The organism is Streptomyces acidicola, from assembly GCF_009377235.1.
GTDB lineage: Bacteria > Actinomycetota > Actinomycetes > Streptomycetales > Streptomycetaceae > Streptomyces > Streptomyces acidicola.
This window is the reverse complement of the sequence record NZ_VMNX01000070.1, coordinates 22136-40088: the sequence shown is the minus strand read 5'-3', so window position 1 is coordinate 40088 and position 17953 is coordinate 22136. Positions and strand designations below refer to the sequence as shown.

21 protein-coding genes and 1 pseudogene are annotated in these 17953 nt (G+C 69.6%); 10 read left to right on the top strand and 12 right to left on the bottom strand.

Annotation, left to right across the window (positions count from 1 at the left end; translation table 11 throughout):
• Nucleotides 1–160: 160 nt before the first annotated feature.
• Entirely contained in the window at nucleotides 161–970 is an 810-nt protein-coding gene (locus FPZ41_RS19905; RefSeq protein ID WP_152864439.1) for a nucleotidyltransferase domain-containing protein, read from the bottom strand.
• Nucleotides 967–1395: a hypothetical protein gene (locus FPZ41_RS19900; RefSeq protein ID WP_152864437.1), complete on the bottom strand. Its 429-nt coding sequence runs from the start codon at nucleotides 1393–1395 to the stop codon at nucleotides 967–969. The genes FPZ41_RS19905 and FPZ41_RS19900 overlap by 4 nt, the downstream gene beginning before the upstream one ends.
• A 194-nt stretch (nucleotides 1396–1589) precedes the next feature.
• Between FPZ41_RS19900 and FPZ41_RS19895 the strand changes: the two genes are divergently transcribed.
• From FPZ41_RS19895 to FPZ41_RS19875, 5 genes and pseudogenes are all read left to right on the top strand, one after another.
• Nucleotides 1590–2357 carry a hypothetical protein gene (locus FPZ41_RS19895; protein ID WP_152864435.1) on the top strand — a complete coding sequence of 256 codons (768 nt, stop codon included), beginning with the start codon at nucleotides 1590–1592 and terminating at the stop codon, nucleotides 2355–2357.
• 66 nt (nucleotides 2358–2423) lie between these two features.
• Nucleotides 2424–2804, top strand: a pseudogene (locus FPZ41_RS50265) (GNAT family N-acetyltransferase); the annotation flags it as partial.
• Nucleotides 2805–2842: 38 nt separating this feature from the next.
• Nucleotides 2843–3442: a hypothetical protein gene (locus tag FPZ41_RS19885; RefSeq protein WP_228022845.1), complete on the top strand. Its 600-nt coding sequence runs from the start codon at nucleotides 2843–2845 to the stop codon at nucleotides 3440–3442.
• Between the two features lie 134 nt (nucleotides 3443–3576).
• Nucleotides 3577–4707 carry an asparaginase gene (locus FPZ41_RS19880; protein WP_322620463.1) on the top strand — a complete coding sequence of 377 codons (1131 nt, stop codon included), beginning with the start codon at nucleotides 3577–3579 and terminating at the stop codon, nucleotides 4705–4707.
• Between the two features lie 150 nt (nucleotides 4708–4857).
• Nucleotides 4858–5271 (top strand): RidA family protein, encoded by a 414-nt coding sequence (locus tag FPZ41_RS19875; RefSeq protein ID WP_152864429.1) that lies wholly within the window; start codon nucleotides 4858–4860, stop codon nucleotides 5269–5271.
• Nucleotides 5272–5316: 45 nt separating this feature from the next.
• Here the strand turns inward: FPZ41_RS19875 and FPZ41_RS19870 are convergent, their stop codons facing one another.
• Entirely contained in the window at nucleotides 5317–6069 is a 753-nt protein-coding gene (locus FPZ41_RS19870; protein ID WP_322620462.1) for an aspartate/glutamate racemase family protein, read from the bottom strand.
• A 2-nt stretch (nucleotides 6070–6071) separates the two neighbouring features.
• The gene (locus FPZ41_RS19865) at nucleotides 6072–7556 is read right to left on the bottom strand and encodes an NCS1 family nucleobase:cation symporter-1 (protein ID WP_322620461.1); all 1485 of its coding nucleotides are present in this window, start codon (nucleotides 7554–7556) and stop codon (nucleotides 6072–6074) included.
• 196 nt (nucleotides 7557–7752) lie between these two features.
• On the opposite strand from FPZ41_RS19865, the gene FPZ41_RS19860 reads away from it, so the two are divergent.
• On the top strand, nucleotides 7753–8493 hold the full coding sequence (locus FPZ41_RS19860) for a GntR family transcriptional regulator (RefSeq protein ID WP_228022841.1): 741 nt from the start codon (nucleotides 7753–7755) through the stop codon (nucleotides 8491–8493).
• Nucleotides 8490–8897, top strand: a complete 408-nt coding sequence (locus tag FPZ41_RS19855; protein WP_322620460.1) for a (2Fe-2S) ferredoxin domain-containing protein — start codon at nucleotides 8490–8492, stop codon at nucleotides 8895–8897. Before FPZ41_RS19860 ends, FPZ41_RS19855 begins: the two co-directional genes overlap by 4 nt.
• A 29-nt stretch (nucleotides 8898–8926) precedes the next feature.
• Here the strand turns inward: FPZ41_RS19855 and pip are convergent, their stop codons facing one another.
• Entirely contained in the window at nucleotides 8927–9895 is a 969-nt protein-coding gene (gene pip / locus FPZ41_RS19850; protein WP_152864427.1) for a prolyl aminopeptidase, read from the bottom strand.
• Between the two features lie 87 nt (nucleotides 9896–9982).
• Nucleotides 9983–10702 (bottom strand): uracil-DNA glycosylase, encoded by a 720-nt coding sequence (locus FPZ41_RS19845; RefSeq protein ID WP_152864425.1) that lies wholly within the window; start codon nucleotides 10700–10702, stop codon nucleotides 9983–9985.
• A 99-nt stretch (nucleotides 10703–10801) separates the two neighbouring features.
• Here FPZ41_RS19845 and FPZ41_RS19840 point away from each other — a divergent pair, with 99 nt between their 5' ends.
• Nucleotides 10802–11371 (top strand): RNA-binding S4 domain-containing protein, encoded by a 570-nt coding sequence (locus tag FPZ41_RS19840; RefSeq protein ID WP_152864423.1) that lies wholly within the window; start codon nucleotides 10802–10804, stop codon nucleotides 11369–11371.
• A 227-nt stretch (nucleotides 11372–11598) separates the two neighbouring features.
• Here FPZ41_RS19840 and FPZ41_RS19835 read toward each other — a convergent pair whose 3' ends face one another.
• The gene (locus FPZ41_RS19835) at nucleotides 11599–12291 is read right to left on the bottom strand and encodes a class I SAM-dependent methyltransferase (RefSeq protein ID WP_194236144.1); all 693 of its coding nucleotides are present in this window, start codon (nucleotides 12289–12291) and stop codon (nucleotides 11599–11601) included.
• A gap of 179 nt (nucleotides 12292–12470) precedes the next feature.
• Between FPZ41_RS19835 and FPZ41_RS19830 the strand changes: the two genes are divergently transcribed.
• Nucleotides 12471–12737 carry a DUF6343 family protein gene (locus FPZ41_RS19830; RefSeq protein ID WP_131563811.1) on the top strand — a complete coding sequence of 89 codons (267 nt, stop codon included), beginning with the start codon at nucleotides 12471–12473 and terminating at the stop codon, nucleotides 12735–12737.
• 18 nt (nucleotides 12738–12755) lie between these two features.
• Here FPZ41_RS19830 and FPZ41_RS19825 read toward each other — a convergent pair whose 3' ends face one another.
• The 5 genes from FPZ41_RS19825 to rpsA form a co-directional block, all read right to left on the bottom strand.
• A complete protein-coding gene (locus FPZ41_RS19825) occupies nucleotides 12756–13136 on the bottom strand; it encodes a tetratricopeptide repeat protein (protein WP_131563812.1) in 381 nt (126 codons plus the stop codon).
• A gap of 50 nt (nucleotides 13137–13186) precedes the next feature.
• On the bottom strand, nucleotides 13187–13807 hold the full coding sequence (gene coaE / locus FPZ41_RS19820; protein WP_152864421.1) for a dephospho-CoA kinase: 621 nt from the start codon (nucleotides 13805–13807) through the stop codon (nucleotides 13187–13189).
• A gap of 103 nt (nucleotides 13808–13910) precedes the next feature.
• Complete coding sequence (locus tag FPZ41_RS19815) at nucleotides 13911–14849, bottom strand: PAC2 family protein (protein ID WP_322620459.1); 939 nt, start codon at nucleotides 14847–14849, stop codon at nucleotides 13911–13913.
• A 94-nt stretch (nucleotides 14850–14943) separates the two neighbouring features.
• The gene (locus FPZ41_RS47140) at nucleotides 14944–15114 is read right to left on the bottom strand and encodes a hypothetical protein (RefSeq protein ID WP_194236145.1); all 171 of its coding nucleotides are present in this window, start codon (nucleotides 15112–15114) and stop codon (nucleotides 14944–14946) included.
• A 96-nt stretch (nucleotides 15115–15210) separates the two neighbouring features.
• Nucleotides 15211–16701 carry a 30S ribosomal protein S1 gene (gene rpsA / locus FPZ41_RS19810; protein WP_152864419.1) on the bottom strand — a complete coding sequence of 497 codons (1491 nt, stop codon included), beginning with the start codon at nucleotides 16699–16701 and terminating at the stop codon, nucleotides 15211–15213.
• Nucleotides 16702–17104: 403 nt separating this feature from the next.
• Between rpsA and FPZ41_RS19800 the strand changes: the two genes are divergently transcribed.
• Complete coding sequence (locus FPZ41_RS19800) at nucleotides 17105–17917, top strand: class I SAM-dependent methyltransferase (RefSeq protein WP_322620464.1); 813 nt, start codon at nucleotides 17105–17107, stop codon at nucleotides 17915–17917.
• The last annotated feature ends 36 nt before the right edge of the window (nucleotides 17918–17953 follow it).

Here is a 17953-nt window from a genome sequence, read left to right as displayed (position 1 = left end):
GGAGGGAGCGGGGCATGTGTGTTACCGCAGTGTGACGATGCCCGGAAGCGGCATGTTCTTTATGAACGCAACCAGCAACCCGACCACTGAACACAACCGTGAAGGCGTCCGAGCGGGAGCCCTTCGAAGGGGTCCGGGGCGTTCCGCGTCAGGGAAGGACTCAGCTCCGAAGGTCCCTGAAGAGACTCTCCGCCTCGGTCACGGCCCGAACCAATGCATCCGGTTCCGCTGCTCGCAACGTTTCCAGGATGCCGTCGACCGCCCGCAATCCCGCCCGCTCCAGCAACCGCTTCTCGTTCGTCACCCACTCCCCGCGTGCCGCGAGGAGCGCGTGCCCAGCCTGTACGGCGGCGGTGGCGACGGCACCGGCGACTTCTGTGAGGCGGCCTTTGGGTGCGTGGTTGGCCTTCGCGTACGCGAGGGTGGCCTGGGCCGTGCCGTACCAGCGGTCGGCGGCGGAGGTACGGAGCCCCTCCGGGTACGTGGCCGGGCGGGGCAGCTCGCCGTGCAGTATGCGGTTGACGGCGAGCTCGGCGACGAGCAGGTAGCTCGGGATGCCGGCGAGGTGGAAGAGGAGGGGCTCCACATGGAAGCGGCCGTCCTCGGCCTCGGAGAGTTCGTGTTCGACGACGTCGAGGTCGCGGTAGTGGACGTCGACGCGCCGCCCGTCGATGGTGAGCCATGCTCCGCCGTTGAAGATCCCTCCGCCCCAGCCACCGATCTCGGAAACCTCGCCTTCCCAGCCGACGGCACGGAGGTCGGCCGGGTCGAAGGGGCCCCGGTAGTAGATCGCCAGGTCCCAGTCGCTCTCCGGAGTGTGAGTCCCCTGGGCCCGGGAGCCGCCCAGGGCGACGGCGCGGACGGTGGGGAGAGCGGCGAGGCGGTCGGTGACGTGGATGAGGAAGGTGTCGTCGTCCGCGGTGCCCGCGGGGCCTGCGCGCACGGGCTCGTCACCCGTGTCCCCGCTCATTGCCGGGGCTCACCGATGGTCAGGTCACGGATCGTGTGCGCCTGAATGACGGTGCCGTGTTGCACGCCGCCACTGATGGTGTTGTGGACGACGCCCTTGGGCTGGTCCTCCGGGGGCCTCAGCTCGTCCAGCAGAGCCTGAAGTTCCGCGGCGGCCGACGGGTCAGTACGCAGGATGCGGCGGAGGCGGAGACGCCACTCGTCGCGCACGTCGGCCGCCGTCTCCTCGTCGTCGGAGTCCCGCGCGGCGACGAGATCCGCTCGGGACTCCTCCAGTTCTGCCTGGACGGCTTCACCTGCGTCGTCCCTGCCTCGCGTGAAGAAGGCGACGACGCGGTCACGTGCCTGTTCCCACCCGTCGGTCACCATCTGGGTCACCAGCGCCGTCGCGCCCGCCACCGCCAGACTCGTCAACTCGGCTTCCATCCGGCCCCCTTCGTCGCACGTCCGAATGCCAACGGTAACTTGCGGCCCTCGTTACGCGAGCCAATAAGTCACGCTCAGCCAGCATGACTCCGCCACCCGGCCGGTTGTCAGTGGTGCGCGCTTCAATGGGAGATGTCGTCACAGAGCGTGACGGTCGAGGTGTTGAGTGCTGCTGTGTTACGGGGGAGGTAGCCATGGGTGGTTACGACGAGGACGGGTGGCGTTATGTGTCGCTGACCGGGCTGCGGGCGCGCGGGTGGACCGGAGGGATGATTCACCGGCTGTTGGGGCCGCCGGATCGGCTCGCTCTCAATCCGCGGTTCAGGGCGGCGCCGCCCAGGCGGCTGTATCGGATCGAGCGGGTCGAGGCCGCCGAGCGGAGTGCGGAGTTCCGGGTGGTGGCGGAGGCCGCCGCGCGGCGGTCGGAAGCGGTACGGGCCGCGTTGCGGCAGCGGCAGGAGGACGTGCTGGAGCGGATCAGGGCCGAGCCCCTCGACGTGCCTCGGCCGAACCCGGACAAGCTGGAGCTGCGCGCCGTCGAACAGCGGGCGCGGAGCGAGACGAAGGCGGGGCCGGCCGAGGGCGCGGGGGCCGTTGGCGGGCACGAGACCGCCCCAACGGTCGGCCCACCCTCTTCCGCGCCAGGTGAACACCCGACCCCCGCCCCCAGCCTCGACCCCAGCTCCAGTTCCAGCTCCGGTCCCGGACCCGGTCCCGGTCCCGCGGACCACACGTCCCTCGACGCCTGGAAGGTCGACTACCTGCGACAGAGGCTGTTCAAGCAGTACGGCCGACTCCTGGACGGAATTCCGGGAGGCGCTCCGGCAGCACTCTGGCGGGCGGAGGCGATGGCGTTGCTGAATCAACGGATCTACGCGGCCATCGCGGAGGCACATCCCGGCCTCGCACAGGAATGCGAGAAGCGAACGAGCGACCAACTGCTTGGTCCACCGCCCTGGTGAAGGTCGCGGTGAACCCCTTTGCGGAACCGGGCGGTTGGGGCGAGGACGTCCCTACGCTCCGGGCTCATGAAGGATGATCAAGCCCTGCGCGTGCACGAACGTCTGACGGGCTCCCCTCTGCTCTGCCCTGTCACCTTCGGTGAAGGCCGCCGGTTCGGGCTCTGGGATCTCGCCTCACTCGCCGAGGGCGCCCTCGGTGAGTGGGTCGACCCGGGCTCGCTGACAGTGTCGACAGAGAAGCGGTTGCGTCTCCGACTGGGTGCGGCCGGGCGCGAGTACACGCGCGACGACGAGTACCGCAGGAGGTACTGGATCCGAACGCCCGGCCACGACGGTGAAGCGGTCGGGACCATCGCCGTCGACACCTGGCCTACGGGCGTGGGCGCGTTGCGCGTCTCCTCGCTCTACGTCCATCCCGTCGCCCGGCGACGGGGGCTCGCCTCGGCGGCTCTGGACGCGGTGTACGCGGCCGCCGCGCAGAGGAGTTGCGCGGGTTTCGCCTGGACACGTACTGGACCTGGCAGGCGTCTGTCCGTTACTACCTCGCCCGCGGTCTCTGGGTCACCTCGTGGAAGCAGGCGCTGGGGCTCGCACGGTTGTCGTATCTGCCGCGGTACGAAATGCGGGAAGACGAGGGGGAACTGACGTTCCTCGTCGACGGCCCTCGGGGCATGGTCCCGCTCCTGGTGGCCGCCAGCTGTGACGGACGGCTGCGACTGCAACTGCGAGAGACCGAGCAGTACCGGCGTATGGCGGACGACCGCAACGCCGTACGCCTGTATGCGCGATCGACATTGGCCTTGCATCTCGCGGCGCGGGGGCGGCCGTTGGTGCGAGGGGAGGAGGAGCGAGCCAGGGCCCATCAGTGGTGTGACATTGGTGAGCCGGAAGGGCTCGCGTACAAGATCGGCGTGTTCGAGCAGGTCGCTCGCAAGGACGGCTGGCGAGTGGAGAGCCCCTACGCCGACGTCTCCCCCTCTCATCAGCCCCAACAGCCCGAACAGTTACTGACACGTGCATGCAATGCGCAGGAAAAACCCACTTCCTACGGTCAGCGGACGGACGGCGGCGGACCGGATGCCTGATGAGGGACGCCCCATAAGGGACGCCCGCTGACAGATGCCCGGTGACGGATGCCCGGTGACGGATGACGTCCATCGGTCACCACCGTCAGCCGCCGGCCCATTCGCAACATGTCGACGCATGAGGGATACCGAACGTGAGAATTGTCCATCGCACCGCCGCTCTGTTCAGTACGTTCGCCGTGGCCGCCGTTACGGCGTTGTCGAGCGCGAGTGCACAGCCCGGGAACGGGAAGGAGGAGCTGCCCGAGGTCGCCGTGATCGGGACGGGGGGCACCATCTCCGGGGTCAGTACGGACCGTGTGTCGTTCCAGAACTACCAGTCGGGGAAGCTCGCCATCTCGAAGATGGTGGACGAGTTGCGGCCCGAGGTGGACGGGCTGGCGAAGGTCACCACGGAACAGTTCGGGAACAAGGGATCGGGCGGGTACTCGATAGCCGACTACCGCAAGCTCACCGCCTCGGTGGACGCCGCACTGAAGAAGAGCGACGCGGTGGTGGTGACGACGGGCACGGACACCATGGAGGAGTTCGCGTACTGGCTCGACCTCACCGTGCGCAGCGACAAGCCCGTCGTCCTGACCGGGTCCATGCGCCCGTGGACCGTCATCGGCACCGATGCGCCCGCCAACCTCTACAACGCGATCAAGCTGGCCGCGAGCCGCAAGACCAAGTGCTACGGGACCGTCGTGATGCTGAACGACGAGGTCCAGGCCGCGCGTGAGGTCCGCAAGACCGACGCGCTCCGCATGGACACGTTCACCAGCGGCTCGTCCGGCCGGCTCGGTGTCATCGACCAGGACAACATCCGCCTCAACCGGGCGCCGGCCCGTGTCGAGTCGTGCGGCAGGTCGAGTTGGCGCACGCCCTTCGACCTGGACCGGATCACCAAGGACGGCAAGGCGCTGCCCAAGGTCGAGATCGCGTACTCGTACCAGGACGCAGGCGGCGAGGCGGTCAAGGCCTTCGCGGACTCCGGAGCGGACGGGATCGTCACGGCGGGCACCGGTGCCGGTGGCATCTCGCCCGCGATGTCGACGGCACGCACGGAGGCTGTCAAGAAGGGAGTCACCTTCACCTCGACGACCCGCACCGGCTCCGGCGCGGTGTACGGCTCGACGAGCACCACGGGCGTCATCGGCGCCGAGGATCTGACCCCGCAGAAGGCCCGGCTCCTGCTGCTCCTCTCGCTCGCCGCGACGGACGACGAGAAGCAGATACGCGAGTGGTTCGCGACGCTGGGGACGGCGCAGTTCACTGAGGGGTGACGAGGCAGGAAGTAGAAGGCAGGAGGTGGGAAGCGGGCGGCGGGTCATGCCGGACAGACAGGCAGCCGGGCAGCCGAACGAAAATCGGATGCGGTGATGTCACGGGGCTCGCATGATCGAAAAATTGACCTTTCGTCCCTGGGAGCTTCCATGATTCAGCGCGTCACCGTCCCCAGCCTCTTCCCTCCGCCCGTCTACTCCCACGCGTCCGTCGTCGAGGCGGGGACGAAGCTGGCGTTCCTGGCCGGTTCCGTCCCGCTAGATGCCGACGGGAACCTCGTAGGCGCGGGCGATCCCGTGCGGCAGGCCGAGCAGGTGCTCGCGAACCTCGGCGAACAACTGCGCGCGGTCGGCAGCGACTTCGCGCACGTCGTGTCGACGGACGTGTACGTCGTGAGCAGCGAGACCGCGGTCCTCTCCGCGGTCTGGGACATCGTCGAGGCGTCCGGTCTCCGCACCGGTCCGCACTCCTCGACCCTGCTCGGCGTGGCCTGTCTCGGCTATACGGGCCAGCTCGTGGAGATCACGGCGACCGCGGTCGTGCCCGAGCACGCCGGGGAGTGACCGGGTCCTCCCCAGGAGCCGGCCTCTGAACTCGCCGGCGGTCCCTCACTCGCCGATGCGCCCAGTGCACCCGGTGCGCCCAGTCCGCCCGTTGCGCCCCCAAGTGCGCCGCTTGGGCAGCGGCTTGGCATAGCTCCCCACCCGGCTGGTGGTGAGCCCGAGTGTCACCAGCGACTCGGCGAGCTTCACGGCCGCGCCCACCCCGTCGACGACGGGGAGGCCTACCTTCTCCCCGACCGTCCGCTGGAGCCCGGTCATCCCCGCGCATCCGAGCACGAGGACTTCGGCACCCGCCTCGCGCGCCCGTTCGGCGGCGGCCACGAATGCCTCCTCCGTGCGTCTGTCATCCCCCAGGTCGAGGACGCCGAGCCCGGTGCCGACCACGGCGGCGCAGTTCCGCCCCACCCCGGCCGTCTCCAGGCTGTCCTCGATCTGCCCGCAGGACCGCTCCAGCGTGGTGACGACCCCGTAGCGCCTTCCGAGCAGGCACGCAAAGTGGGCGGCGGCCTCGGTGATGTCGACGACGGGCACGTCCACGAGCTCGCGCGCGCCCTCGCGTCCATGCTCGCCGAACCCGGCCATGACGACGGCGTCGTACGGCTCTTCGTACGTCCGTAGCAGGTCGAGGACGGCGGCGGCCGAGAGATAGCTGTCCAGCCAGCCTTCCGCGGACTCGGGTCCCCAGTCCGGGGTCAGTCCGGTCACGGTGGTGCCCGGGCCTGCGGCGGCCCGGGCACCTCGTACGATCTCCTCGGTCATCTCCTGCGTGGTGTTGCAGTTGGTGACGACGATGCGCACGTTCAGCCCTCCGTGGTGGCGGGCTCGGCGTCGGCAGATGTTTCGGCCGCGGCGCGTTCCGGGCGGCAGAGCAGGGCGTACAGTCCGGCGGCCAGGGCCGTTCCGATGAACCAGGAGTACGGGGCGACGGCGCTGAAGTCCTTCACCAGCGCGAGCACCGCCGACACCACCGCGGCCGGCAGGAACGCCCACAGGGCCTTGGGGTTGACGCCCTTGCGGTAGTAGTAGCGGGAGCCGGGCTCGGCGTTGAAGAGCTCGTCGACGTCGATGCGGCCGCGCTTGACCCAGAAGTAGTCAAGCATGATCACGCCGAACAGGGGGCCGAGGAAGGCGCCGAGGCCACCGAGGAAGTAGTTGACGACGGTGGGATTGGAGAAGAGGTTCCACGGGGTCACGACCAGCGCGGCGACCGTGCTGATCATGCCGCCGACCTTGAACGTGATCTTCTGCGGCCAGACGTTGGCGAGGTCGTACGCGGGCGAGACGAAGTTGGCGACGATGTTGACGCCCATGGTGGCGATGGCGAAGGTCAGGGCGGCCAGGACGAGCACCCAGGTGTTGCCGACCTTGGCGACGAGCTCCGCCGGGTCGGTGATGGCCTCGCCGAACACCTCCAGCGAGCCGGCCGTGACGATGACCGACACGACCACGAAGGCCGTGGAGTTGATGGGCAGGCCCCAGAAGTTGCCCCGCTTGACGGTCCGGTAGTCGGGCGCGAAGCGCGAGAAGTCGCAGAAGTTGAGCATCAGGGTGCCGTACGTGGCGAGGATCAGCCCGATCGCGCCGAACCACTGCCGCCACTGCTCACCGACGGAGACCGGGTGCGGGGTCGAGGTCAGTGAAATGGTCCAGCCGGCCTTGGCCAGGATCCACACGGCGAGGGCGATCATCACGATCCAGATCGCCGGACCGCAGAAGTCCTGGAACTTCCGCACCGACTCCATGCCCTGGCTGATGATCAGCGCCTGAATGATCCAGAGAGAGATGAAGGAGACCCAGCCGAGCGCGTCCAGCCCCAGGAAGGAGCTGTGCGTCCAGGATTCCAGGCCCGGCCAGGCGGCCAGCAGCATCACGTTGACGGCGACGGACGCGAGGTAGGTCTGGATGCCGTACCACATGATGGCGATGACGGCCCTGATCAGCGCGGGGATGTTGGCGCCCCAGACGCCGAAGCTGATGCGGCTGATGACGGGGAAGGGCACACCGTGGCGCTGGCCTATGCGCCCCATCCGGTTCATGCCGATGTAGATGAGTACGAAGCCGACGAGCAGGGACGTGAAGACCTGCCACACGTTCATACCGAGGACCAGCAGGCCCGCGGCGAACGTGTAGTTGCCGAGGTTGTGGACGTCCGACATCCACATCGCGAAGAGGTCGAAGACCTTCCAGTTGCGTTTGCCCGCGGGCGCGAGGTCTTCGTTGGTGAGGCGGGGATCGGGGACGAACGCGGCTGTGCCGGTTGCTTCGGCTGGGTCGGCGAGGGACACGGGGCCTCCATGAGCGAGGGGACGGAGGAGGACTGGCTGTGGGGCTACTGCTTGCGGGGACCGCCTTTGAGGAGCTAGCCGTGCGGAAGTTTGGTATACCAAACTCCTGTCATGGTGCCCCCGTCAACAGTTCCGACCGATGTCGCTCCTGTTACCGCTTCGTAAATCACCCCCGGAGTCGACGAAGATGGAGCCCATGACGACGATCGAACCCCTGGGCGCCGTGCGGGAACGCGTCCTGGCGAACCTGCGGCAGGAGATCATCGCGGGCCGCCTCCGCCCCGGTGACCGACTCGTCGAACGGGAGCTGGCCGACCGCTTCGGGGTCTCCCGCGTCCCGGTCCGCGAAGCGATCCGCGCACTGGTCGGCGAGGGGTTCGTCCACTTCGAGACGCCGCGCCGCACGGTCGTCCGCCGCCTCACCGCGAACGACGTCAACGAACTCTTCGAACTGCGCGAGGCACTGGAGGTCTACGCCGCCGGGCTCGCCGCGGCACGCGCGACGCCCGAGGACCTGGCCGAGGTCCAGGAACTCCTCGACCTGGCGGCCGCAGCGACGGAGTCGGGTGACGCCGAGACGATCACCGACGTCAACAGCCGCCTCCACGACCGCATCGTGGCGATGGCGGGCAACCACCTGCTGATCGCCTCACTGGAACCCGTCGCGGGCCGCCTGCGCTGGATGACCCGCCGGAACGAAGAATGGCCCCAACTCCTCGTCGAACACCGCGAGTTGTACAAGGCCATCGCCTCTGGCGACCCGGCACGGGCCCGGGCACACGCACTGGCCCACGTGCGGACGAACTACCGGTCGACAATGCGGCATCTCTTCGGCACGGAAATCGACAGCGACGGTCACGCGGCCCAGAACGACGACCGTCACGCGCGGGGCAAAGGTGACGCGGGCGCGGAGCCCGGCCCGGAAGGCGAACGGTGACCATCCGTACGGTGATCGGCGCCGCCCGGACCCGCCCCTGCACACTCGTCGTCTGCCGTGGCTGTTGCTGCGGTGATCCGCGCAAGTATCCCGGCTACGACCACGAAGGCCAGCTGGACCGGCTGCGTGCCGCGGCCGCGGCGTCCGGCGGGCGCCTCGCGGTCCGGACGACGGACTGCCTCGGCCCGTGCGACCAGGCGAACATCGTGGTTGTCCAGCCATCGGGGGAAGGGCGAAGGCGTGGCGGCCGTTCCGCCTGGATCGGCTGGTCGATGGGGGACGACTGCACGGACGAGATAGTGGAGTGGGCCGAGGCGGGCGGACCGGGTGTCGCCCCGGCTCCGCCCACGCTGGCGTTGCTGTTCGTGCAGTCGGCGGGCGAACGGGCCCGCGCCCGCCGGTAGCGTGGGGTACCCCTCAGGGGCGGCAGCGGTCAGACGCCCCGGGCCGCGTATCTGTCCGTGGCCGCCACCAGCGCGTCCACCATGCCCGGCGCGCCCGCGTTGTGCCCCACCTCGTCGATGAGGACCAACTCGCTCCCGGGCCAGGCCTGGTGGAGGAGCCACACGGTGCCGAGGAGATTGCCGGGGTCGAGGCTGCCCTGGACGATGGTGCCGGGGATGTCCTTCAGGAGCGGGGCGTCCCGCAGGACCACGCCCTCCTCGTTGCCCTCGCCGAGGAAGTGGTCGTTGCCCCAGTAGTGCGTGACCGTGCGGGCGAAGCCCATGCGGAACACCGGGTCCTCGAAGCGGGGGATCGAACGCGGCGGGGCGGGTGTCATGGCCGTCTCCCAGTCGGTCCAGGCACGTGCCGCCCGCGCCCGCACCTCGGGGTCGGGCGACTCGATCACCCGGTTGTACGCCGCCGCCAGGTTCCCGTCACGCTCCCCCTCGGGCAACTCGGCGAGGAACCGTTCGAAGGCCTCGGGGTAGAACTGCCCGAGCCCCCTGGTCATCAGGGCCACCTCACGATTGGCCCCGGTCCCCACGGCGGTCAGGACCAGCTCGGACACAGCACCGGGGTGCGTCTGCGCATACCGCAGCCCCAGCACCGACCCCCACGACACGCCCCACACCAGCCATCGCCCGATCCCCAGGTGCTCTCGCAGCCGCTCCAGGTCGGCGATGATGTGCGACGTCGTGTTGCCGCTCATGTCGGTGTCGTACGCGCTCGCGTGCGGCGTGGACCGCCCGCAGCCGCGCTGGTCCAGCAGGACGACCCGGTACGCGGCCGGGTCGAAATAGCGCCGGAAGTAGGGGTTGCTGCCCGTACCGGGTCCGCCGTGCAGCATCACCGCGGGCTTGCCCTGCGGATTGCCGCAGACCTCCCAGTAGACGTGGTTGCCGTCGCCCACGTGGAGCATGCCCTGGTCGTACGGTTCGATCTCCGGATACAGGCCCATCGTGGGAGCCTAACCGCGCGCGGTCAGCGTCAGCAGCCCAATATTTCACGGTTCCGGGCCGTCGCGACGGCTCTTACGGCGCCGCCGCTACCGCTCGTACGGCGTGGTGGGCAGCTCCGCCGCCTCGGCCGCCGTCCGCAGGACGTCCCGCAGCATCGCGGGGGTGAGGCGGCCCGTGAACGTGTTGCGCTGGCTGACGTGGAAGCAACCGAAGAGGTCCAGCGGGCGGGGCCGTCCGTCCAGCGTGATCCGTGCCCCGTGCGCGAAGGCGGGTCGTGGCCGGGGCACGTCCCATCCGGCGCCGGCGAGCGCGGGCAGCACGGCCTGCCAGCCGAAGGCGCCGAGCACCACGACGGCCCGCAGCGTCGGCCGCAGCAGCTCCAGCTCACTGATCAGCCATGGGCGGCAGGCGTCCCGCTCCCTGGGCGTCGGCCGGTTGGCGGGCGGGGCGCAGTGCACGGGTGAGGTGATCCGCACTCCGTACAGCTCCAGGCCGTCGTCGGCGCTCACCGCGGTCCCGCGCGACGCCAGCCCCACATCGTGCAGCGCCGCGTACAGCACGTCCCCCGACCGGTCGCCGGTGAACATCCGTCCCGTCCGGTTCGCCCCATGCGCTGCGGGTGCGAGGCCCACGATCAGCAGGGATGCGTCAGCCGGCCCGAACCCGGACACCGGACGCCCCCAGTACGTCCACTCGGCGAAGGCGGCCCGCTTCGTGCGGGCCACCTCCTCCCGCCACGCGACCAGCCGCGGGCAAGCCCTGCACCCGGTGATCCGCGCGTCGAGTTCGGCCAGGCCGCTGTCCATGCCACCACGGTACGGCCGCTGATCGGCGAACCCGACGACGGCGTCGTACCGGCGGAAATTCCGCCGAGCGGCCTGCCCGTCGGCGTTAAGGTCGGAGACATGGGTTCTGAGGGTGCGGACGAGAACACGAGCGCCGTGGGCACGGCCGGCGCGTCCGGCGAGCGGGGTGCGCGCGGCTCGGCGGACCCCGCGGCCGGCGCCGCCGCCGAAGCCGCGGCTGCCGCCGAGGCCGCGCGCCCTGTGAGTGGCGAGAGCGTGCGGATCGACAGCTGGATCTGGTCCGTCCGCCTCGTGAAAACCCGCTCGATGGGTGCCACCGCCTGCCGCGGAGGGCATGTCCGCGTGAACGGCGAACGCGTCAAGCCCGCCTACTCGGTCCGCGTCGGCGACGAGGTACGGCTGCGTCACGCGGGCCGCGAGCGGATCGTCGTCGTCAAACGCCTGATCCGCAAGCGGGTCGGCGCCCCGGTCGCGGTGGAGTGCTACGTCGACAACAGCCCACCGCCCCCGCCCCGCGAGGCCACGGCCCCCGTCGGCATCCGCGACCGTGGCACGGGCCGCCCCACCAAGCGCGACCGCCGCGAGATCGAACGCCTCCGCGGCCTCGGCGGACCGGGCGCACTCGGCGGCCAAGGCGGCGGACCGAGCAGTTCCCCGGGCCCTCGCTGAACCGGACCTAGCGGCTCTCCCTCGGCCCTCGCTGAACCGGGCCGGGGCGCCCCCAAGCCCCTCCTGAAGCCCGCAGTACATCCCCGCGCTGCCCCAGCCCGTCTCGCCGAAGCCCTCCGAGGCCGACCGGTGCACGATCAGCTTGGGCACCGCACTGGCGATCCCGTAACACGGACTTCAGCCGCGACGAACCCGTGGCTGCCCAAGCCCACCGCAAACCCGGAGTGCTACTCCATCGGCACCGCCTTCACCCAGATCCTGTCCTCCGTCACATACCGGTCCACCTTCAGCCCCACTTCCCCCAGCGCCTCCTCGAACTGTTCCCTGCTCAGGGGTCGTGCCCGGAACGTCTGGGTCCAGACGGCGTCCGGGAAGTCGTACTCCACGTGCACCGAGTTCACCCCGTCGCCCGCCGGCTCGGACGACAGGATGCGCACGGTGAAGCCGCTGGGATCGACCCGCTCGCGGGGCACGTTCGTGTGGTAGTCCTCTCCCTCGCGCTGGATGAGCACGAAGCCGTCGTCCGCGACATGCCGCAGACAGGTCCTGAGCAGCCCCCGCCGCACCTCGTCATCCCCGCTGTGCACGAGGAACGACGCGAGCAGCACCACGTCGAACTTCTCGTCCAGATCGAGCTTCTCGACCGGGCTACATATCGTGCGGGCCCCGCGCACCCGCTCCAGCATCTCCGCCGACTCGTCCACGGCCGTGACGGTGAATCCCCGCTCCAGGAGCGGGTGGGTCATCCGGCCCACCCCGCTGCCCAGTTCGAGAATGCGCGCCCCGGCGGGCGCCACGCCGGCGATCACCTCCGGCTCTTCCCCCACCGGCAGCCGCGAGTAGAGCTCGACCGCACAACCGTCCGGAGTGATCGCTCCAGGTCCGGTCCCCTCGTATCCCTCACGCATCTGAATGGTCATGCCCGTTCAACGGACCGTCTCCGCCCGCCCGTTCCCCCCGGAGGGTCGCTCGATAGAGTGAATCCGTTCGGTGTGAGCCGCCCGCGAAACCGAACGCCATCGCCCCAGCCGATCGGGCACCGTCTCCTGGAGAACATGCCGGTCGAAGAGTACGTTTCCGGGTAGGAGCAGTGATCCGGATGCGTACGGGCAGTGAACCGACGACAGCACGCAGTGCCCTGCGGCTGCGCCTCGGGCTGAGTGTGTGGGGGCTGATCTGGGCGATCGTGGGCACCGCCGCGTTCTCGCTCGCCGGACGGCCCGGCTGGGCGATCGCCTGCGGTGTGCTGTGGCTGATCGTCACCGTCGACCTCACCATGATCGTGCGGCACATCCGCCAGGGTCCGCACTATCAGCCCGGCCGCGACGTACCGCCGTACCGGCCCCCGGAGCACCACCACCGTTAGGCCGGCGTCAGGCCGCCTTCACGAGTCGAAGCGGGCCGCTTCCAGGTACTCGGGGTTCGGGTCGAGTGCCGCCGCGAGGCGGAAGTGACGCTTGGCCGGGTCGGGCCGGCTCTGGCGCTGATAGGTGCGGGCGAGCGCGAAGTGCGCGAACGCGTTGTCCGGCTCGCGCTCCAGGACGATCGTGAACTCCAGTTCAGCAGGACGCAGCTGCGCGGCGGCGAAGAAGGCACGCGCGCGCAGCAGCCGGGCCGCCGTGTTCTCCGGGTGTACGGCGATGACTTCGTCGAGCAGCTTCACCGCACCCCGCGGGTCACCGGCCGCGAGCAGTTGCTCGGCGGCGCGGAAGTCGATGACATGCGTCTCCGGAGTACGTCCGCTGGAACCGCTGTTCTGGGGCACGGCTGATCCCTTCCCTTACTGCCACGGTTCAACGCGCCCGTCGAGGGGCGCTATTCCTGGGGCTGCTGTCGCGGCTCCCGCGCCCTGCGGACGAGCTCGCCCCATACATCCCGGACGCGCCGCCGCAGATCCTCCAGGGGTACATCGTTGTCGATCACGATGTCCGCGATCTCCAGGCGCTTCTCGCGGGTCACCTGGGCGGCCATCCGCGCACGGGCGTCCTGCTCGGTCATGCCGCGCAGGTGTACCAGCCGGTCGAGCTGGGTCTCGGGGCTCGCGTCGACGACGACCACGAGGTCGTACAGCGGGGCGAGTCCGTTCTCGGCGAGGAGCGGGACGTCATGGACCACGACCGCGTCCTCGGGGGCGGCCTCTTCGAGTTCGCGTGATCGCGCACCCACGAGGGGGTGCACGATCGCGTTCAGCACGGCGCGCCGCTCCGCGTCCGCGAACACGATGGAGCCGAGCCGGGGGCGGTCGAGGCCCCCGTCCGGGGCGAGCACGTCCTCGCCGAACGCGTCGACGACCGCCGCCAGCCCGGGAGTTCCGGGCGCGACGACCTCGCGCGCGATGCGATCCGCGTCGATCAGCACCGCACCGCACTCGACGAGCACCCGCGACACCTCGCTCTTGCCGGTGCCGATACCCCCGGTCAACCCCACCTTCAGCATGACCGGAAGCTTAGGCCCTGTGACCGCCGCACCGACATCGCGCCCGGCCCTGCTGTCAGAGCTCGCCCGTGTCAGCCAGTGCCGTGGTCAGCGGTTGCCGCTGTCAGCTCTCGCCCTCCCGCTCCGCCAGGAACTTCTCGAACTCGCGCCCGATCTCGTCCGCGGACGGGATGTCGGCGGGCTCGGCCAGCATGTTGCCGCGTGTCTCGGCGCCCGCGGCGGCGTCGTACTGGTGCTCAAGGCCCTGGACCAGCGAGACGAGCTCCTCGTCGCCCTCGCGGATCTGCCGGTCGATCTCGGTCTGCGTGCGGTACGCCTCCGTGCGCAGGGCGTGCGCGACGCCGGGCAGCACCAGGCCGGTCGCTCCGGTGATGGCCTCCAGGACGGTCAGCGCCGCATCCGGGTACGCGGAGCGGGCGATGTAGTGCGGCACGTGCGCGGCGACGCCCAGGACGTCGTGCCCGGCCTCCATGAGGCGGTACTCGACGAGGGACTCCGCGCTGCCGGGGACCTGCGCCTCCTCGAAGGGGCTGCGGTGGCCGGGGACGAGCTCGACGCGGTTGCCGTGCGGGGTGAGGCCCACGGGGCGGGTGTGCGGGACGCCCATGGGGATGCCGTGGAAGTTCACCGACAGGCGGACGCCGAGCCGCTCCACGATCTGCTGGACTGCTGCGGCGAAGCGCTCCCACTCGACGTCGGGCTCGGGGCCGGACAGCAGCAGGAAGGGCGCACCGGTGGCGTCCTGCACGAGCCGCACGTCCAGCGTGGGCTCCTCATAGCCCGCCCAGCGGTCGCGCTTGAACGTCAGCAGCGGGCGGCGGGCTCGGTAGTCCACCAGCCGGTCGTGGTCGAAGCGGGCCACGACCTGGTGGGGCAGCGAGTCGAGAAGCCGGTCGACAATCTGGTCGCCGGTCTCGCCCGCGTCGATGTATCCGTCGAAGTGGTAGAGCATGACAAGACCGGCCGACTCCTGGGCGAGCGCCATGTCGACGACTGCCAGGCCTTTCGGCTCCCATGCGTACAAACCCTGCGGATCAAGCACTGTGACCGCTCCTCCTCGTGTCCGTACTGCACAACGCAGGGCGGGGCGCGGGCATTCCCGCCCGCACCCTTCACGCCCTCGTCTCAGGGGCTTTTCATCCGTGCGGGGGACGGGCCCGCCTGTCGACGAGCCGCTCCTGGTCGTCGACCGTCAACTCACCGTCCTGGGCGCCCTTGTGGATGGCCTTGGCGAGCAACTCGGAAACATGGCTGTAGACATCGGCCTTGGCCGGAGCCAGGACCGTGCCCGGGGGAGAAGAAGCCAAGCCGAGTACGCCATGCGTTGGCGCACAACAGACTTAGGGCCCGCACCTCACTGGGTGCGGGCCCTAAGTCAGCGGTTACTGCCTAGCGGTGAGCGATCAGCTCTGGCCGCCGGCGAGCTTCTCGCGGAGCGCGGCCAGGGCCTCGTCCGACGCGAGGGCGCCGGAGTTGTCCGGACCCTCCGAGGAGTACGAACCACCGGACGCGGCCGGAGCGGCGGCCTCGCCACCCTCGGCAGCGGCCTGCGCGTCCGCCTCGCGGGACTTGATGACCTGCTGCTGGTGCTGCTCGAAGCGGGTCTGCGCCTCGGCGTACTGGTGCTCCCACGCCTCGCGCTGGGTCTCGTAGCCCTCGAGCCAGTCGTTGGTCTCGGGGTCGAAGCCCTCGGGGTAGATGTAGTTGCCCTGGTCGTCGTAGGACGCGGCCATGCCGTACAGGGTCGGGTCGAACTCGACCGTGGCCGGGTCGGCACCGAAGGCCTCGTTGGCCTGCTTCAGCGAGAGGCTGATGCGACGGCGCTCGAGGTCGATGTCGATGACCTTGACGAAGATCTCGTCGTTGACCTGGACGACCTGCTCCGGGATCTCCACGTGGCGCTCGGCCAGCTCGGAGATGTGGACCAGACCCTCGATGCCCTCGTCCACGCGGACGAACGCACCGAACGGAACCAGCTTCGTGACCTTGCCGGGCACGACCTGGCCGATCTGGTGCGTGCGGGCGAACTGCTGCCACGGGTCTTCCTGGGTCGCCTTCAGCGACAGGGAGACGCGCTCGCGGTCCATGTCGACGTCGAGGACCTCGACGGTGACCTCCTGGCCCACCTCGACGACCTCGGACGGGTGGTCGATGTGCTTCCAGGACAGCTCGGAGACGTGGACCAGACCATCGACGCCGCCCAGGTCCACGAAGGCACCGAAGTTGACGATCGAGGAGACCACACCGGAGCGGACCTGACCCTTCTGAAGGGTCGTGAGGAACGTCTGGCGGACCTCGGACTGGGTCTGCTCCAGCCAGGCGCGGCGGGACAGGACCACGTTGTTGCGGTTCTTGTCCAGCTCGATGATCTTCGCCTCGAGCTCCTTGCCGACGTACGGCTGGAGGTCGCGGACGCGGCGCATCTCGACCAGGGAGGCCGGGAGGAAGCCGCGGAGGCCGATGTCGAGGATGAGACCACCCTTGACGACCTCGATGACGGTACCGGTGACGATGCCGTCCTCTTCCTTGATCTTCTCGATGGTGCCCCACGCACGCTCGTACTGGGCGCGCTTCTTCGAGAGGATCAGGCGGCCTTCCTTGTCCTCCTTCTGGAGGACGAGGGCCTCGATCTCGTCGCCGACTGCAACGACCTCGTTCGGGTCGACGTCGTGCTTGATCGAGAGCTCGCGGCTCGGGATGACACCTTCGGTCTTGTAACCGATGTCGAGCAGGACCTCGTCCCGGTCGACCTTCACGATGACGCCGTCGACGATGTCGCCGTCGTTGAAGTACTTGATCGTCTCGTCGATCGCGGCGAGGAAGGCTTCCTCGTTACCGATGTCGTTGACCGCTACCTGCGGGGTGGTGGCGGTGGTCTCGGTGCTGCTCGTCATGTGGGAAAGGGCTCCGGTACGGACATTGAAGTCGTAGGCACTGCTCACGCCGGGAGCCCGTTATCGCTCTGCAGAAGCCGGACAGCCAAGGAAGCGCCACACCGGAAATCCGGTGGCGCCTCGACAACCGAGGGGACATACAACAGATGCGAGCGCAGCCTGCTCCGTCTGAGGCGCGCAAGCTCGCAGCGCAACTTGTAGCATACGGGGGCAGCCGGGCAGGGTCAACGCACGAAGACCCACACCCGGGGCGGATCGCCCCATTCCCGGCGCAGGAACACACACGGCGGCAACCGCATGCCGTGCACCGGACGGCGTTCCGAGCCCGTGCAGGCCCGGTACGCCCCTTCCGTGACACCACCGATACCGGTAGTAGGTACGGAAGAGTACGACGAGGGAGCCGATCATCCAAGAGCCCGATGACTTCGACCCCGAAGCGACCCGGCGTGCTGCGGGAGTCGCGGAAAGTTCCCGTGCCAACCGGGGCTGGTGGGACCGGAACGCGGACGACTACCAGGTCGAGCACGGCACCTTCCTCGGGGACGACCGTTTCGTGTGGGGCCCCGAGGGCCTCGACGAGGTGGAGGCGGAACTCCTGGGGCCGCCGGAGGACCTGAAGGGCAAGGACGTCCTGGAGATCGGCGCCGGCGCCGCCCAGTGCTCACGCTGGCTGGCGGCGCAGGGTGCCCGTCCGGTGGCGCTGGACCTCTCCCACCGCCAACTCCAGCACGCGCTGCGCATCGGCGGAACCTTTCCCCTGGTGCAGGCCGACGCGGGCGTCCTGCCCTTCGCGGACGCGTCCTTCGACCTGGCGTGCTCGGCGTACGGCGCGCTGCCGTTCGTCGCCGACCCCGTGCTGGTGCTGCGGGAGGTGCGCAGGGTGCTGCTTCCGGGCGGCCGCTTCGTCTTCTCGGTCACTCACCCGATCCGCTGGGCATTCCCCGACGAGCCGGGCCCCGAGGGGCTGAGCGTCTCCGCCTCGTACTTCGACCGCACGCCGTACGTCGAGCAGGACGAGCAGGGCCGTGCGGTGTACGTGGAGCACCACCGCACCCTCGGCGACCGGGTGCGGGACATCGCCGTGTCCGGTTTCCGCCTGGTCGACCTGGTCGAGCCGGAGTGGCCCGCCTGGAACACGTCCGAGTGGGGCGGCTGGTCCCCGCTGCGCGGGAACCTGATCCCGGGGACGGCCGTCTTCGTGTGCGAACGCGACTGAGCTGAACCGAGCAGCACGCGCGCGTGGAGGGCGGCT

Excerpts from the sequence above, each read along its gene's own strand:
- FPZ41_RS19905 (WP_152864439.1), bottom strand. The coding sequence starts at position 970 with ATGAGCGGGGACACGGGTGACGAGCCCGTGCGCGCAGGCCCCGCGGGC.
- FPZ41_RS19875 (WP_152864429.1), top strand. The coding sequence starts at position 4,858 with ATGATTCAGCGCGTCACCGTCCCCAGCCTCTTCCCTCCGCCCGTCTAC.
- pip (WP_152864427.1), bottom strand. The coding sequence starts at position 9,895 with ATGGGCCTGTATCCGGAGATCGAACCGTACGACCAGGGCATGCTCCAC.
- FPZ41_RS19830 (WP_131563811.1), top strand. The coding sequence starts at position 12,471 with ATGCGTACGGGCAGTGAACCGACGACAGCACGCAGTGCCCTGCGGCTG.
- coaE (WP_152864421.1), bottom strand. The coding sequence starts at position 13,807 with ATGCTGAAGGTGGGGTTGACCGGGGGTATCGGCACCGGCAAGAGCGAG.
- FPZ41_RS19835 (WP_194236144.1), bottom strand. The coding sequence starts at position 12,291 with ATGACCATTCAGATGCGTGAGGGATACGAGGGGACCGGACCTGGAGCG.
- FPZ41_RS19840 (WP_152864423.1), top strand. The coding sequence starts at position 10,802 with ATGGGTTCTGAGGGTGCGGACGAGAACACGAGCGCCGTGGGCACGGCC.
- FPZ41_RS19860 (WP_228022841.1), top strand. The coding sequence starts at position 7,753 with ATGACGACGATCGAACCCCTGGGCGCCGTGCGGGAACGCGTCCTGGCG.
- FPZ41_RS19895 (WP_152864435.1), top strand. The coding sequence starts at position 1,590 with ATGGGTGGTTACGACGAGGACGGGTGGCGTTATGTGTCGCTGACCGGG.
- FPZ41_RS19845 (WP_152864425.1), bottom strand. The coding sequence starts at position 10,702 with ATGGACAGCGGCCTGGCCGAACTCGACGCGCGGATCACCGGGTGCAGG.
- rpsA (WP_152864419.1), bottom strand. The coding sequence starts at position 16,701 with ATGACGAGCAGCACCGAGACCACCGCCACCACCCCGCAGGTAGCGGTC.
- FPZ41_RS19900 (WP_152864437.1), bottom strand. The coding sequence starts at position 1,395 with ATGGAAGCCGAGTTGACGAGTCTGGCGGTGGCGGGCGCGACGGCGCTG.